General features: G+C 65.4%; 12 protein-coding genes. 5 read left to right on the plus strand and 7 right to left on the minus strand.

Annotation, left to right across the window (positions count from 1 at the left end):
* Positions 1-150 precede the first annotated feature (150 nt).
* Positions 151-1,059 (plus strand): helix-turn-helix transcriptional regulator, encoded by a 909-nt coding sequence (locus KV110_RS20670; RefSeq protein WP_218468929.1) that lies wholly within the window; start codon positions 151-153, stop codon positions 1,057-1,059.
* 2 nt (positions 1,060-1,061) lie between these two features.
* Here KV110_RS20670 and KV110_RS20675 read toward each other — a convergent pair whose 3' ends face one another.
* Positions 1,062-2,783, minus strand: a complete 1,722-nt coding sequence (locus KV110_RS20675) for an FAD-dependent oxidoreductase (protein WP_218468930.1) — start codon at positions 2,781-2,783, stop codon at positions 1,062-1,064.
* A gap of 234 nt (positions 2,784-3,017) precedes the next feature.
* Between KV110_RS20675 and KV110_RS20680 the strand changes: the two genes are divergently transcribed.
* Positions 3,018-3,722: a TetR/AcrR family transcriptional regulator gene (locus KV110_RS20680; RefSeq protein ID WP_218468931.1), complete on the plus strand. Its 705-nt coding sequence runs from the start codon at positions 3,018-3,020 to the stop codon at positions 3,720-3,722.
* A gap of 50 nt (positions 3,723-3,772) precedes the next feature.
* On the opposite strand, the gene KV110_RS20685 is transcribed toward KV110_RS20680, so the two are convergent.
* From KV110_RS20685 to KV110_RS20695, 3 genes are all read right to left on the minus strand, one after another.
* Positions 3,773-3,985: a hypothetical protein gene (locus KV110_RS20685; RefSeq protein ID WP_218468932.1), complete on the minus strand. Its 213-nt coding sequence runs from the start codon at positions 3,983-3,985 to the stop codon at positions 3,773-3,775.
* 21 nt (positions 3,986-4,006) lie between these two features.
* Positions 4,007-5,329 carry a family 1 glycosylhydrolase gene (locus KV110_RS20690; protein WP_218468933.1) on the minus strand — a complete coding sequence of 441 codons (1,323 nt, stop codon included), beginning with the start codon at positions 5,327-5,329 and terminating at the stop codon, positions 4,007-4,009.
* A gap of 139 nt (positions 5,330-5,468) precedes the next feature.
* Positions 5,469-6,128, minus strand: a complete 660-nt coding sequence (locus tag KV110_RS20695; RefSeq protein ID WP_218468934.1) for a TetR/AcrR family transcriptional regulator — start codon at positions 6,126-6,128, stop codon at positions 5,469-5,471.
* A gap of 144 nt (positions 6,129-6,272) precedes the next feature.
* Between KV110_RS20695 and KV110_RS20700 the strand changes: the two genes are divergently transcribed.
* Positions 6,273-7,238 (plus strand): oxygenase MpaB family protein, encoded by a 966-nt coding sequence (locus KV110_RS20700; protein ID WP_218468935.1) that lies wholly within the window; start codon positions 6,273-6,275, stop codon positions 7,236-7,238.
* A gap of 320 nt (positions 7,239-7,558) precedes the next feature.
* Here the strand turns inward: KV110_RS20700 and KV110_RS20705 are convergent, their stop codons facing one another.
* The 3 genes from KV110_RS20705 to KV110_RS20715 form a co-directional block, all read right to left on the minus strand.
* On the minus strand, positions 7,559-8,485 hold the full coding sequence (locus KV110_RS20705) for a TIGR03621 family F420-dependent LLM class oxidoreductase (protein WP_218468936.1): 927 nt from the start codon (positions 8,483-8,485) through the stop codon (positions 7,559-7,561).
* An 81-nt stretch (positions 8,486-8,566) separates the two neighbouring features.
* A complete protein-coding gene (locus KV110_RS20710) occupies positions 8,567-10,858 on the minus strand; it encodes an MMPL family transporter (protein ID WP_218468937.1) in 2,292 nt (763 codons plus the stop codon).
* 157 nt (positions 10,859-11,015) lie between these two features.
* Positions 11,016-11,468: a MarR family winged helix-turn-helix transcriptional regulator gene (locus KV110_RS20715; protein ID WP_218468938.1), complete on the minus strand. Its 453-nt coding sequence runs from the start codon at positions 11,466-11,468 to the stop codon at positions 11,016-11,018.
* An 86-nt stretch (positions 11,469-11,554) separates the two neighbouring features.
* Here KV110_RS20715 and KV110_RS20720 point away from each other — a divergent pair, with 86 nt between their 5' ends.
* Both KV110_RS20720 and KV110_RS20730 read left to right on the plus strand, forming a co-directional pair.
* Positions 11,555-11,884, plus strand: coding sequence for a rhodanese-like domain-containing protein (locus KV110_RS20720; protein WP_218468939.1), 330 nt, complete (start codon positions 11,555-11,557; stop codon positions 11,882-11,884).
* Positions 11,885-12,303: 419 nt separating this feature from the next.
* Complete coding sequence (locus KV110_RS20730) at positions 12,304-12,780, plus strand: nitroreductase family deazaflavin-dependent oxidoreductase (protein WP_218468940.1); 477 nt, start codon at positions 12,304-12,306, stop codon at positions 12,778-12,780.
* Positions 12,781-12,861 lie beyond the last annotated feature (81 nt).

Here is a 12,861-nt window from a genome sequence, read left to right on the forward strand (position 1 = left end):
GGACTTGGGCACAAGTGATCAACTTACCGAATAACTCGATCCCGAGCACGCCCCGAAGTGTCGGGTCGCCCACTTGATCGCGGATGAACTTGGTAAAACTGGTACTACCAGCACCTGGATACCGTTAGCTGTTTCGGGCACGATCGTCGGATGACCGATGTGCTCGATGTGCGGGCGGTGCGCAAAGCGCGGCGTGCGGAACTGGGAACCTTTCTGAAGTCGCGGCGGGCCAAGATCTCGCCGGATGATGTCGGGCTGCCACCCGGACCGCGCCGCCGGACACCTGGCCTGCGACGTGAGGAGGTCGCGCAGCTGTCCGGCATCGGCGTTACCTGGTACACCTGGCTCGAGCAGGGCCGCCAGATCAATGTCAGCGTGCAGGTACTCGACGCCGTGGCCAGGACGCTGGCGCTCGACGATGCCGAGCGCGCGCACCTCTACCGGCTGGCCGACGTGCCGACCGTGCCGAGTCCGCACTCGAACACCGCGCTGCCCGAGGAGATGCAAACCATCCTCGACCATTTGGCGCCACTGCCCGCGGCGGTGCTGAGCGCGCGGTACGACCTGCTTGCGTACAACCAGTCCTACGCGGCGCTGTGCCCGGGCTTCCTGATGGGGGAGCGCAATGTCGCGCGGCGGGTGTTCCTCACCCCGCAGTGCTGCAACACCTACAAGCACAGCTGGGATGACCTGCGCCGCATGGTCGCCTACCTGCGCGGCTCCTACGCCAAGAACCTCGACGACCCGAGCTGGCAACAGTTCATCGAGGAAATGTGTACCGAGAGCGCCGACTTCGCCGCCCTGTGGGCGCGCAACGATGTCGCGGTGCCGGCGAACCGGATCAAGCAGATCCGCAATCTGGCCATCGGCGAACTGGAAATGTTCATCACCAGCATGTCACTGCCCGCCGTAGCCGGTGCCTGGGTACAGATCTACACCCCGGCCGACGAAACGCACTGGGCACAACTGCGGCGGCTGCTCGCGATGAGCCCGCAAGAACAACGCGAGCCGTGGATCGAACACCGTCGCCAGTACCACGCTGAACCCGCGGCAGTGTGAGTTCAGCCTGCGGCGGGGGTTTCCCGGATCTCCACGATCGGCAGCACCAGCGCCGCGGGCGCGTTCGCGGGTACCGCGGGCGCGACCGGGGCGATCGGTGAGATGCGCTGATATCCCGCACCGAGCGGGGGACGGATGTCCGCCTCACCCTTGTTCGGCCAGTAGGCGGCGGCACGCTCGGCCTGGGCGGTGATGGTCAACGACGGATTCACGCCGAGGTTCGCCGAGACCGCCGCGCCGTCGACGACGCTGAGCGTCGGGTAACCGAAAACGCGGTGGTAGCCGTCGATTACGCCGTGCTCAGGGTCGGCGCCGATCACCGCGCCGCCGAGGAAGTGGGCGGTGAGCGGGATGTTGAAGATCTCGCCCCAGCTGCCGCCCGCGATGCCGCCGATCTTGGCGGCCACCCGGCGGGTCACATCGTTGCCCACCGGAATCCAGGTCGGATTCGGTTCGCCGTGGCCCTGTTTGCTGGTCAGCTTGCGGCCGAACAGCCCGCGTTTGGTGTAGGTGGTGATCGAATTGTCCAGGTGCTGCATGACCAGCGAGATGATGGTGCGCTCGCTCCAGTTCTTGGTGCTCAGGAAGCTGATCAGGTCCATCGGATGGCGCAGCAGAATGCCGAGGAAGCGCAGCCAGCGCGGAATTCGGCCGCCGCCGTCCACCATCAGCGTCTGCAGCAGGCCCATGGCGTTGGAGCCCTTGCCGTAGCGGACGGGTTCGATATGCGTGTCCGGCGTCGGGTGGATGGACGAGGTGATCGCCACACCCTTGGTGAAATCGACACCGGGGGTGACCTTCTTGGTCGCCGCGCCGACGATCGATTCGGAGTTGGTCCGGGTCAGCTGGCCGAGCCGAGCCGAGAGCTCCGGCAGATTGCCCTTGTCCCGCATGGCGAACAGCAGCTTCTGGGTGCCGCGAGTACCGGCCGCGAGCACGACGTTCGCGGCGGTGTAGGTCTTCGGCTGCTTGCGCACCCAGGCTCCGGTGCGGGCGGTGGACACGTCCCAGGTGCCGTCCGGGTGCGGGCGCAGCTCGGTGACCGTCGTCATCGGAATGACTTCAGCTCCGGCCTGTTCCGCGAGGTAGAGGTAGTTCTTCACGAGCGTGTTCTTTGCGCCGTATTTGCAGCCGACCATGCAGTCACCGCATTCGACGCAACCGGTGCGCTCGGGGCCGACGCCACCGAAGTACGGATCCGGCACCGTCTTTCCTGGTTCGCCGAAGAACACGCCGACCGGGGTCTGTACGAAGGTGTCGCCGACACCGAGGTCGTCGGCGACCTGCTTGAACACCTCGTCGGCCGGAGTCATGTGCGGGTTGCGCACCACGCCGAGCATCTTCTGCGCGCGTTCGTAGTACGGAGCGAGCTCGTCGCGCCAGTCGGTGATGTCGCGCCACTGCGCGTCCCGGAAGAACGGCTCCGGCGGCACGTACAGCGTGTTGGCGTAGTTCAGGGATCCGCCGCCGACACCGGCGCCGCCGAGGATGAGGACGTCGCGCAACAGATGGATGCGCTGGATGCCATAGCAGCCGAGCTTCGGTGCCCAGAGGAACTTCTTCAGCTCCCAGCTGGTCTTGGGCAGCTCGTCGTCGGCGAACCGCTGACCCGCTTCCAGGACGCCGACCCGGTAGCCCTTCTCGACCAGCCGGAGCGCGGTGACGCTGCCGCCGAACCCAGAACCGACGATGAGGACGTCGAAATCCGTTGCTCGCTGGTCCATGAAGAACTCCTCGATCGGGTCGCCAGTGACTCGGGTAACACTACTACCGGGTAGGTTGCGCGCCGAACCAGGGCGGTGGGTGGCTCGGTGCCGACTGCTGTGCGCTCAGGAACGAGTCTTCCACCGCGCGACGGTGGTGGCGACGGCGCGTTTCATGCGGGGGGCCCGCTCGCATTCTCAAGAGCGGTGCTCACTGTTGTTGACAATGCTCTCGAAATATTGCACCGTGGGTAGATGCCGACGACGCCGCGGGCCCGAGCAAGGGCACAGACCATGAACGACATAGTCCGCATCGGCCGCGAACACCTGGCCACCGGCGGTGCCGCGGCCCTTTCGTTGCGCGCCGTCGCACGCGACCTCGGCGTCGTCTCCTCAGCGGTCTACCGGTACGTCAGCAGTCGTGACGAGCTACTCACCTTGCTGGTGGTGGACGGGTACAACGCACTCGGCGACGAGGTCGACGCCGCGCTCACCGAGGCCCCCGACGACCCGATCGAACAACTCCGCATCGTAGCCCGCACCATCCGCCACTGGGCGCACACCGAACCCGCCCGCTACGGACTGCTTTTCGGCACACCGGTCCCCGGCTACCAGGCGCCCGCCGACCAAACCGTCGCCCCCGGCACCCGGGTGATCACCACCTTGCAAACCCTGTTCGCCCGCGCCCACCAGGCCCGCCTGCTCGAACCACCCTCCCCGGAGCCCCGCGTATCCCCGCCCCTCGCAAGCAGTTTCGCCCGCATCCGCACCGAATTCGGTCTTGAACTCCCCGATTGGCTACTCGCCCGCGGAATCACCTTCTGGACCAGCCTATTCGGCGCGATAAGCGCCGACGTATTCGACATGTACGGCACCGACACCTTCACCGACCGCAACGAACTCTTCGAGCTCCAGCTCGACGGACTGCTGGACATGCTGGGCTACCGGCCCATGCCCTGAGACAAGGTGTGGCAGTAGCCATTTAGGCTTTCGAGGAGATTCTGAGGTGGTCAGTCTTCGCTGCTCGCCCGGTCCCCGATGAAGTCTAGGAGAGTTGGGTCGTCGGAGGCGAGTCGATCGACCTCCTGGCCGCCGGTGCACTCGTAGAGTGCGACGGTCACCTGGCTCGGTCTCCGGCTGATGACGCGCCAGACGGCACCGGAGTCTTCCCAACGACGCAGAATCGTTGTCGCGTCCGGTGTTTCGCCTCGTGCGCTGGACATTCGAGGTCCTCTCGGGCGGGTTCAGCGGGGCACGGTGAGCGGGTCGAGGCAACTGGTGGCGGCGTCGACGAGGGAGCAGGGTTGGGGGGCTCGGGTGGGTCGGTAGTCGGGGGAGACACCGCCTGCGCGGGTTATCGCGGTGTAGGCGGGGACGGCGTCGGTGGGTTTGCGGGTCAGGGTGGGGTCGGTCAGGGCGTCGACGGTGTACAGGCCGAAACGTGGGGAGTAGGAACCCCATTCGTAGTTGTCGGTGAGGCTCCAGTAGTTGTAGCCGATGAGGTTCACGCCGTCGGTCTTGGCGCGTTGCAGCCAGTAGACGGTGTCGCGCAGGTTGTCGGCGCGGGTGTAGCCTTCCGCGCGGGGCGCGCCGTTCTCCGTTGGCATGCCGTTCTCGACGATGTACAGCGGTTTTCCAGGGAACTGGCGGGAATAGTGCTCCAGCGCGTAGTAGATGCCCTCCGGATGTAGCGGTTGCGTCCACAGTTTCTCGACGTCAGGTGGGGTGGTCAGGAGGCTATCGGGGGTGAGGCCGTAGTAGTAGTCGATGCCGATGTAATCGAGTCGCGCGCTGATCTTGTCGATGAGTGGCTTGTTGATCAGGTCCTCGCCCCCGGGCAGGTAGGCGACATTGCTGGTGACCATGGCGCCCGGCTGGACCGCGTGGATGTGGTCGTAGATGCTGTTGTGCGCCTGGGCGATTCGATCGTGCATGGCAGGCACGTCGATCGGCGACAGTCCACCCTTGCGCAGTTCGTTGGCGATATAGACTGTCGGCTCGTTGAAGGTGACCCACAGCGGATCGTGCTGGGCGTAGCGGTCGACGACCTTACGCGCATTGGCCAGCCAGTCGTCGACGATCCCCGGGTTGCGCCAGCCGCCGCGATCGACTTCCCACCCCGGATACACCCAATGATCCAGCGTCAGCATCGGCCGCATGCCCGCCGCGGTGATCGCGTCGATGACACTGTCGTAGAACCGCAGCCCGCCCTCGTCCCACTCGCCGGGTTTCGGTTGCACCCGCGCCCATTCGATACCGATCCGATAGACCCGCACGCCCAGCTGTGCCGCCAGCTCGATATCCGAGCGGTAGCGCGTAAAGAAGTCGATCGAATCACCGTACGGGTCAGGGGTTTTCCCCGCCGCGACGTAGCGCGACCAATTGCTGTCGGGCACATGCCCTTCCGACTGGTATCCCGACGACGCGACACCCCAGAGGAAGTCCGCGCCGAACGGCGCGACCTGAGCCGGCGGTTCCGGCCGTGCGGCAGCGGTGCTGGTGCTTCCGATGATGAGCGCGGCGGTGGTAGCCGCCAGCGTGGCCAAGAGACGGCGCTGTGATCGCATGGATCTCCTGTTCAACGAGATGACCGGGGGCCATGAACTGGGGGACAGCCTAACTGGTCGAATGTCCGTTTCAGGCGGATCCGTGTGTGTCGTCTGCGGTCCGGCGTTAGGGCGATAGCATGTTTGTCCGGCGCAGCGCTTACTGCGAGCTCGCGTCGGTAGCACTGGAGCTACCCAGGGTGTTGGCGAAGTTGGTGCCGGACAACAGCATCGCGGCGATGAGTTCGGCAAGATGCGCGCGACCGGTGTCGAATTCTCCGCGCACCCACGCAGCGACCAGCTCCATGGTTCCGCTGACAAGCGTGAACGCCGCCATCTCGGTGTCCAATTCGGCCGGAGCCGACTCGCCCAGAACGTCACGCGTCATCGCCGCCAGGGCGGCGGCGATCGTGCGGATGCTGGCTTGCCGAGCGCGTTGCAGGACATCGACTGTGTAGGAGCCCACGAGTAGTTGGCCGCGGCGTGGGTCGGCGATCACGTAATCGAGCGCGGCATCGGCGGCGGCCTTGACTCGGACTCGTAGGTCCGGCGGTGCGTGCATGGTCGCGGTGACGACGGCTTCCAGGCCATGGGCCGTGAGCTCTTCGGCCATCGCCTCGATCAGCGCGTCGCGATCAGTGAAGTGTTCGTAGAAATAGCGATCGTTGAGGCGGGCGCGGGCACACACGGCGCGCTTGGAGACCTGGCTCCAGCCGCCCTCGCAGAACAGGTCCAAGGCGGCCTCGAGCAGTGCGGCGCGGCGAACGGCACGGCGTTCGACTGCGGTCACTCCGCCGTAGGTGCGTGTCGCTGCTGCCATGTCGAGCCATTCTTCCTCATCCTCTTGACCGGCCCGCGTATTTGGTGCACTCTGACACCAGAATAATTTGGTGCCGCACTGCACCAGATATCGCGGAGGTGGCGGACGGACGACCCGTTGGCGCCGGAACAAGGGAGTTCACCGATGACATGCCCCGTGCAGCAATCGGCCGGATCTGGCCAGCTGACCGCACCCGCGCCGTCGTCCGCAGCAGTTTCCTGGCCGGACGGTGACGACATCGCGGACCGCTTCGAACGGTTCGCCGGAACGGTGTACATCGCGTTCTTCGCGGCGGGCCTGTTCGATCAGGCGATGCTGCCGGAAGTTTCGGCGGCCCTGGAGAACACCGGCCGCATCCGCAACGCGCCTTGGGGCCGTGCCTTGCGCACCGCGGCCTCGGATCAGATCGCCTTCTCGGGGCAGGACGCCGACCGGCGCGCGGAGATGCGGCGACTCAAGGAACTGCATCGCGATGTCAAAGGTGTCGGCGCCAACGGGGTCCGCTACAGCGCGCTGATGCCCGAGTCCTGGAACTGGATCTTGATCAGCACCTTCTTCGTGCACAGCGGCGCCTTTGTCGCGGTGACGGGTCATCGGCTGAGTCCTGCTGAGGATCAGGCGATTTGGGACCGGTACCGGCAGCTGACCGAGGAATTGCAGCTACCCGGCCGTTCCCGACTGGTCGAGAGCTATCCCGAACTGTGCGCTTACTACGACCGCATGGTCGCCGAGAAGTTGGCAACCACCGCCACGCTCGAGAACGCCACCGACATCGTCTTGCGGCCGCCGTTGCCCGACTTCCTGCCGGTCGCCGCGACACCGCTGTGGAAGTTGGTCGGGCCGGTTGCCGGACACGTCGGCTACGTCCTCGGCTTCGGCATCATGCATCCGGGAGTGCGGGCACTGACGCCGGTGCGCTGGAGCAGGCGTCACGACCTGGAATTCGCCGTTCTGACCAGGTCGCTTCGGCTCGCGAATCGGTTGGTGCCCGAAGCGATCACCCAGACGCCACTGACTCGCAATCGACGTCGATACGCCCAGCTCATGAAGCAGTATCGGGGGATAGGTTTGACGTCTTTTGCTGCCGACAAGGTCGCCGCTAGCCGCTGAGTCGATGCCGTAGGGGAGAGGCAGTCAGAGGGAAGGGGCGTTGTGCGGGGCAGGAAAGTGGCCGTGGTTCTAGTAAGACTTTGAGCGAGGGCCCTTCGTAGCTGGGGGCGTTCAGTGGCTGGGTCGAAGAGCGCGGCAGAAGGCGCAAACTGAAATAATACATGTAGGTACTTATATATGCGCATCTACGCATTTGGCTCGTCCAATATCAAAGACCCACACATCACCACACGACAAAACTCACGCCAACATCCACTCACCCAGCATGGGCGGAGGGGCGGCAGCCAGCTGGCTGCCGCCCGTCTCTACTAGGACTCCGATCAGCCGAGCGCGGCGAGGAGTTGCGCACCGGCCGCGCGGGCGGGGGCGCGCATGACGAATCGATTGAACCCCCAACGCTTCTGGTGCTCGCGAAGTTCGGTGACCAGTTCGTCTACCGTGCCGATCAACACGTAAGGCGCGCTGAGCAACTCGGCGGCGCTGGTGGTCGGAATATCCTCGGCGAAGCGGGCACAGGCGGCCTCGGCGTCATCGGTGATCTCCACATGCTGCACCAGTGCCTCGAACGCGGGATCGCGCCCCGCCTTGGCCGCGGTATCGCGCACCACCTCCACCTGTGCGTCGATCTGGTCGCGGCCCCAACGGGTTTCGTGGTTACGCCCGTCGGGCAGTGTCCGCCCGAGCCCGGAGAACCCGACGATATCCGCGGTCGTGGCGGCATAGCGAACCACCCGAGGCCCGCTGCCGCCCACCAGCAGCGGAATCTGCTCCTGCACCGGCCGGGGCCGGGTCAGCACGGCGTCCCGCAGTCGCACGTGGTCCCCGTCGAAGGTCACGGTTTCACCGGCGAGCAGTCGCCGAGTGGTGTCGGTGACTTCGATCATCCGGTCGACCCGCGCGGCGGCCGACGGATGCGCACGTCCCTGCATCGTCCATTCCGCCGGAGTGTGCCCGGCGCCGATGCCGAACAGCGCCCGGCCACCCGAGACGAGGTCGAGCGTGGCGACCTCGCCGGCGAGCAGGTACGGCTCCCACATCCCGGCATTCACCACATTGGTCCCGAGCCGGATCGTGTCGGTCGCCGTCGCCGCCGCGGCGAGGGCAACGAACGGCGAAGCGAACGAGCCGGGATGGTCCGGAACCATGAGGGCGTCGAAGCCGTCCTGCTCGCACCCTCGGGCGAATTCCGGCCAGGTGCCGACCTCGATCACATTGGCGGTCATCGAGAACTTGATCGGAGCGTTCATGCTCGACCTCCCTTCGAGGTGCTCACGCTAATTCGGAAGGGCCTGCGGTGTAAGTGATTCCGCTGTGGGCGAATTCCGGTGTCAGCGCCGCTGCTTCTCCTCGGTGACGATCGGGAGGGTCAAGGTGACCGGGTCGGTGATGGGTGTGGTTTCGATGAGGTCGGGCATGTTGCGGGTGGCGGCGTGTTCGTCGGCGAGAATCGGTTCGCTGAGTCCGACGCGTTTCTGCACGCGCTGCATCCAGGCGGGTGCCCACCAGCAGTCGTCGCCGAGCAGTTTCATGACGGCGGGGACGAGCAGCATCCGCAGGATGGTGGCGTCGATGAACAGTGCGGCGATCATGCCGTAGGCGATGTACTTCATCATCACCAGATCGGAAAAGGCGAAGGCGCCGGTGACGACGAGCAGGATGAGCGCCGCGGCGGTGATGATGCCGCCGGTGTGCGCGGTGCCGATGCGGATGGCCTCGGTGGTGGTCGCGCCCTTGTTGCGGGCTTCGACCATGCGGGACAACAGGAATACCTCGTAGTCGGTGGACAGGCCGTAGACGATGGCGATGATCAAGACGAGGACGACCGCTTGGATCGGCTGCGGCGTGAAATTGAGCAGATCCGCGCCGTGGCCGACGACGAAGATGAGGGTCAGGATGCCGAGCGTCGAGCCGAGGCCGAGGATGCTCATCAGGACGGCTTTGAGCGGCAGCACGAGCGATCCGAAGGTCAGGAACATGAGCAGCGTGGTGAGGAACAGGACCACGACGACCATGAACGGAATGCGGCCCAAGAGTCCGTCGATCGTGTCCTTCTGGAACGCGGGCGTGCCACCGACCAGCATGGTGACGTCGTCGGGCAAGTCGATCGCGCGTAGATAGTCGATTGTCTCGTTGGCGTCCTTGGGATTGGTCAGCGGCGCCGCCGTGCGGAAGACGCCAGGCCGCTTGGTCGAAGGTACCGGGGAGTGGAACTGCGCCGATGTTCCCTGTGCCAACTGGACGAGCCCGGGCGCTCGGTTTGCCTCGTTGAGGGCCGCGCCGATGGCCGTGCGATTGTCGGTCTCGGTGATGAACACGAGCCGCACGGGGTCGGGCTTGCGGAGCGGGAAGGTTTCGTCGAACTCCTCTTGGGCTATCCGGGTCGGGTTGTCCGGCGGTAGATAGGTTTCGCTGAACGTACCGAAGGCGATGTTCTTGACCGGGGTGATGAGGATCAGCAGTCCGATACAGATGGGGATGGCGATCTTCAACGGATGCTTCATCACCCATCGGGTGGTGCGGCCCCAGAAGCCGTTTTCGACTTCCTCGGCGGTCTTGGTCCGGAGGAAACGTTTCATCCCGAGCATGTCGACGCGCGGCCCGAGGATGCTGAGGACGGCGGGCAGAATGGTGATGGCCGACAGCGCGGCGATGGAGACCGTGGCGATCGAGCCGTAGGCCAGCGATCGGAGGAAGCCCTGGGGGAAGAACAGCATGCCGCCGAGGCTGATGACGATCATGGCCGCGGAGAAGACCACAGTGCGTCCGGCGGTCATCACGGTGCGGCGTACCGCGATGCGGGTGTCGTAGCCCTCGGCTAGTTCTTCGCGGAAGCGGCTGACGATGAACAGGCCGTAGTCGATCGCGAGTCCGACGCCGACCATCGAGACGACGCTGGAGACGAACGAGTTGACGTCGGTGAACTCGGTGATGAATCGGACGATCCCGTTGGCGCTGATGATCGTGAGGACGCCGATGATCAATGGCAGCGCCGCGGCGACGAGACCGCCGAAGACGAAGAACAGCAGGATCGCGACGAGGGGGAAGGCGAGCAGCTCCATGCGGTGGATATCGTCGGCGAGGGTGTCGGTGAGTGCGCCTGCCAACGGCTGGAGGCCCGCGACCTGGACGTCGACGTCGGGGATATCGAAGGCCCCCTGCACGGCGCGGTAGTTGTTGACCGTGTCGGTGTCGTTGTCGCCCTTGATGGCGATGGAGGCGAAGGCTCGATTCTTGTCGGGTTTGCCGAAGGCGGCCGGTTGTCCTGGACCGGCATCGGTCGTCCAGTAGGAGCCGTTGATCTTGTCGATCTGGTCGGGGTGCTTGCGCCGCAGGTTGTTGAGATTGTCGATGATCTTGCCGCTGAACGCCGGATCGTCGAGTCGCACGCCGGGGGGAGCGGTGTAGAGCACGATCACGTCGGCTAGGTGGTCGCGGCCGAACGCGTCGTCGGAGATACGCGCGGCGAGTGAGGATTCCGAGGTCGGGTCGTCGAATCCGCTGGCGCCGAGATGGTTTCCGAGGTCGTATCCGTATCCGCCGAGTCCGAGTAGTCCGGCGGCGACGATGCCGATGACGGCGAACCGGAGGCGATAGACGAGATCTCCCCAGCGCGCGAACATCAGGCGGCTCTTCGTAAGTGGCGGCGGAACGGTGGTGCGGTGGGCGGCCTGACGGCACCGGTCATCAAGTGGCTGCATCCTTTCCGATGAGGTCGCGCCCGAGGTGCGCGCTCTCCAAAGTACCGGCGTCGCGGAGTAGCCCTGGTGAAAGTGTTTGCTAGGAAATGTCTGTCGGGCCGAGGATCTTGCTGAGGGTTCGAGTGAGCGCCTGCAGTTCGTCGGGTTCGAGTTTGCCGGCGAAGCGTTCTTCGATGCCTGCGTGGTAGCGCGGGGCGGCTTCGCGCAGGCGGGTGCTTCCGGCGGCGGTGATGGCGACGAAGGCGGATCTGCCGTCGTCGGGGTTGGCTTCGCGGGTGACCAATCCGGCCGTCTCCAGTTCGGTGACCAGACGGCTGACGCGGGTGCGGCTGAGGACTACGCGTTCGCCGAGATCGGTCATGCGCAGCGGAGGGATGCCGTCGAGCTCCAGGAGGACGTCGTACCACGCGAGCGGGAGTCCGGTGGATTTGCGCAGGTCGGCATCGATTCGGGGCACCAGCTGCGCGTGTACGCGCAGCAGCGCGGACCAGGCGTTGCCTGCTGCGCGGCGGTGATTGTCGGTGTGTGCCACGGTCTGATCTTACCTACTTGCGTGCGCGTGCACGCATCTAGTAGCGTGCACACGCACATAATTTGTGTTCTGAGGAAGGAACTCTCATGACCGACGTCATTGCCCGCGAAGAGCTCGCCGCCGCTATCGAGGCGGATTCGGTGACGGTGCTGGACACGCTCGGGCCCGGCTACTACGAGAAGGCGCATCTGCCCGGCGCACTGGTCCTCGTCGAATCCGACGTGGAATCGACTGCTGGACAACTGCTTCCGGATCGCGATGCGGCCATCGTGACCTACTGCGCGAACGAAGCCTGCCGCAACAGCCACAACGTTGCCGTCAAACTGCGGGCGCTGGGGTACCCGAATGTCCGGGTATACCGTGCGGGTATTCAGGATTGGGCGGAGGCGGGTCTGCCGGTGGAGGAGGGCGCCTGAGCCGCTGGACCAGTCGTGTCCACTGATCTCCGCGGGGCTGCGGCCCTGCGGGGATCAGCGCTCGAGCTCGATGACGAGCGGGTTGCCGGTGTCGAACCAATAGCGGTGCAGCTCTTGGATTTTGACTCGGCTCAAGCGTCCGCGCAGATGCAGGGCGCATTCGCCGTAATCGGTCGCGTGACGGTCTCGCAGAGGATGGTTCGTGCGATCATGCGTTCGGTCGGCTGGGTGATTTCGCGGGCGACGCCGTCGAATGTTGCGTCCGGCAGGCGGATTCGGACGTGCGGGTGGGCGCGGATGTTGAGCAGCCATCCGCTGGCCGCGCCGGGCCGAACCGGACCCGGCGGTTCCGATGTGAGATGCCCCTCGGTCCGGCCTGCCGGTGCTTGCGCTGAACAAAGACGTGTCAGGATTCGAGGATGGTGTCGAATCCGCTGCCTCCGCTTGCCCGTCGGCTCGCCCAACAGCGCTGGGTGATGCGCACGGCGCCGGTCGTGATCCCGGTGGAGCGGTCGGTGCGGCGCTGGACCGACGGCCGGATGGGTGTGCTGGATCTGGTTGGACTGCCCTCGATCGAGGTCACCGTCCCCGGCCGCAAGACCGGCATCCCGCGGACCACGTCGCTGCTGTACGTTCCGCGCGGGGAAGACTTCCTCGTGCTCGGTTCCAACTGGGGTAGTCCGAAGCATCCGGTGTGGTCGGCCAATCTGCGTGCCGCCGACACTGCCACTGTTCGGCACAAGGGCGAGCAATTCACGGTCACCGTCACCGAGATCACCGGCGTCGATCGCAAACGGGCGTGGGATCTGGCCGTCGAATTCTGGCCCGGGTACGAAATGGAATACGAACTGTCCGGCGGCCGCCAGTTCCGGATGTTCGAACTGCGCCGCGCCTGAAGCGCACCCGCCGCTCGGTTGAAAAGTGTTCGAGGCGTGGGTGAGTCGCGCGTCACATGGTGCTGACGAATTGTCGGAGGC

Source organism: Nocardia iowensis (assembly GCF_019222765.1).
Taxonomy (GTDB): domain Bacteria; phylum Actinomycetota; class Actinomycetes; order Mycobacteriales; family Mycobacteriaceae; genus Nocardia; species Nocardia iowensis.

What these genes read in the sequence shown, in the direction of transcription:
- KV110_RS20670 (WP_218468929.1), top strand. Translation starts at nt 151, where the DNA reads ATGACCGATGTGCTCGATGTGCGGGCGGTGCGCAAAGCGCGGCGTGCG.
- KV110_RS20675 (WP_218468930.1), bottom strand. Translation starts at nt 2,783, where the DNA reads ATGGACCAGCGAGCAACGGATTTCGACGTCCTCATCGTCGGTTCTGGG.
- KV110_RS20680 (WP_218468931.1), top strand. Translation starts at nt 3,018, where the DNA reads ATGCCGACGACGCCGCGGGCCCGAGCAAGGGCACAGACCATGAACGAC.
- KV110_RS20685 (WP_218468932.1), bottom strand. Translation starts at nt 3,985, where the DNA reads ATGTCCAGCGCACGAGGCGAAACACCGGACGCGACAACGATTCTGCGT.
- KV110_RS20690 (WP_218468933.1), bottom strand. Translation starts at nt 5,329, where the DNA reads ATGCGATCACAGCGCCGTCTCTTGGCCACGCTGGCGGCTACCACCGCC.
- KV110_RS20695 (WP_218468934.1), bottom strand. Translation starts at nt 6,128, where the DNA reads ATGGCAGCAGCGACACGCACCTACGGCGGAGTGACCGCAGTCGAACGC.
- KV110_RS20700 (WP_218468935.1), top strand. Translation starts at nt 6,273, where the DNA reads ATGACATGCCCCGTGCAGCAATCGGCCGGATCTGGCCAGCTGACCGCA.
- KV110_RS20705 (WP_218468936.1), bottom strand. Translation starts at nt 8,485, where the DNA reads ATGAACGCTCCGATCAAGTTCTCGATGACCGCCAATGTGATCGAGGTC.
- KV110_RS20710 (WP_218468937.1), bottom strand. Translation starts at nt 10,858, where the DNA reads ATGTTCGCGCGCTGGGGAGATCTCGTCTATCGCCTCCGGTTCGCCGTC.
- KV110_RS20720 (WP_218468939.1), top strand. Translation starts at nt 11,555, where the DNA reads ATGACCGACGTCATTGCCCGCGAAGAGCTCGCCGCCGCTATCGAGGCG.
- KV110_RS20730 (WP_218468940.1), top strand. Translation starts at nt 12,304, where the DNA reads ATGGTGTCGAATCCGCTGCCTCCGCTTGCCCGTCGGCTCGCCCAACAG.